This window comes from Neisseria sp. HMSC058F07, assembly GCF_001810035.1.
Taxonomy (GTDB): domain Bacteria; phylum Pseudomonadota; class Gammaproteobacteria; order Burkholderiales; family Neisseriaceae; genus Neisseria; species Neisseria perflava.
The window spans coordinates 1-254 of sequence record NZ_KV799664.1; the positions used below are offsets into that span (position 1 = coordinate 1).

At 45.3% G+C, this 254-nt stretch carries 1 pseudogene; it reads left to right on the forward strand.

Annotated elements, in window-relative coordinates:
- Positions 1-254, forward strand: a pseudogene (locus HMPREF2696_RS01925) (DNA adenine methylase); the annotation flags it as partial.

The window sequence follows — 254 nt, forward strand, 5'->3', positions numbered from 1 at the left end:
GCTGCTAAAGACCGTTTAAAAGGTGTTTATGTGGAAAACGAATCGTGGGAACGTTGCTTCAAACGATATGACCGTGAGCACACCTTCTTCTATGCAGCCCCACCATATTGGCAGACCGCAGGCTATGACCAATCATTTGGCTGGGAGCAGTATGAATTACTGGCCAAAGTGATGGCAGAGAGTAAGGGTAAGGTCATGCTATCCATTAATGACCACCCTGATATCAGGGAATTGTTTAAAGATTTCCGTATCAC